Origin of the sequence: Zobellella denitrificans, from assembly GCF_002237365.1 — a bacterium.
In the GTDB taxonomy this organism is placed as follows: Bacteria; Pseudomonadota; Gammaproteobacteria; order Enterobacterales; family Aeromonadaceae; genus Oceanimonas; species Oceanimonas denitrificans.
Genome location: NZ_NMUO01000194.1, coordinates 1 through 1,023 on the forward strand (window position 1 = coordinate 1; position 1,023 = coordinate 1,023).

2 protein-coding genes are annotated in these 1,023 nt (G+C 67.6%); one reads left to right on the forward strand and one right to left on the reverse strand.

Features of this window, described 5'->3' with window-relative positions; genetic code table 11:
• Positions 1 to 33: 33 nt before the first annotated feature.
• Entirely contained in the window at positions 34 to 429 is a 396-nt protein-coding gene (locus CGX12_RS19280) for a PA2779 family protein (RefSeq protein ID WP_198401757.1), read from the reverse strand.
• A gap of 279 nt (positions 430 to 708) precedes the next feature.
• Between CGX12_RS19280 and CGX12_RS19285 the strand changes: the two genes are divergently transcribed.
• Positions 709 to 1,023, forward strand: a 315-nt coding sequence (locus tag CGX12_RS19285; protein ID WP_142995725.1) for an ATP-binding cassette domain-containing protein, incomplete at its 3' end; no start/stop codon positions are given.

The window sequence follows — 1,023 nt, forward strand, 5'->3', positions numbered from 1 at the left end:
GGCGGGCGTTCCAACGGCACAGGGGCGCTGTCATCAGCGGGTGAAGGGGAAGACCTTGGTCAGCCCCAGCAGGTCGGTGACCAGCAGTATGATAAAGACGGTGAGCAGGGCCCCGACCACGGCGTTGGCCCCGGCCGGCATGCTGTCCAGCCGTTCCGCCATCTGGCGGACTTCACTGTCCGACAGGGCAGCGACCCGGGCTTCCACTTCGGCCGGCTCCACGCCCAGCCCAACCAACTGGTCGCGCACCTCGGTGCGGGCCAGCAGCTCGCGGATCCGCTCGCGGTCGGCGTTGACCTGCTCGGTGGCCAGCAACTGCTGGGTGGAGACCAGGGCGACCGGCTGGGCCTGGACCGTCAGCGGCATGCTGCCCATGACCAGCGAAAGGATCAGGACGGGGTTAATGATTCGGCAGCTTCGTTGCATCATGGGTGTTCTCCTTGAAGGTAGCGAGACCGGGCGCGGCCGGGCGGAAGGGCCGTCCGGGCTCCATGCCGTCTCTCGATCAGTAGTATAGTCATAGCGGATGAGGCGGATTCTGATGAATACACTTTGGAAAGCAAGAGGAAGCCGGTGCCGGGAAGCGGTGGCCAATCCGACCGCAGGCCCCATGCCAGGCGGGTTGTCGGGGAGTGGGAGCCGGTTTCTGGTCGGGTGCGGTTGCGACAGCAATGGACCCATGGCGGTGAATGGCGGGAGGAAACCTCGATGAACAAGGAACGGGAGGCGCCCCCGGCCAGACGGAACGAGGCGGGTACTTGCCCGGCGGCGGAAACGCCGGCACCGCTGCGCTTGGCCGAACTGGTGGTCGGCGAGCTGGCGCCGGTGTCCCTGACGGTGGCCCCCGGCGAGATCCTCTGCCTGTCCGGTCCCTCCGGCTCGGGCAAGAGCCGGCTGCTCAGGGCCATTGCCGACCTGGATGCCCACGGCGGCGAGATCTGGCTGGGGGAGCTGTGCCAGTCCCGGGTGAAGGGGCATTGCTGGCGGGGTTGGGTGATGCTGGTGCCCGCCGACAGCCAGTGG

Bases quoted from the DNA above. Each gene is read 5' to 3' on its own strand.
- CGX12_RS19280 (WP_198401757.1), bottom strand. From the start codon at position 429: ATGATGCAACGAAGCTGCCGAATCATTAACCCCGTCCTGATCCTTTCG.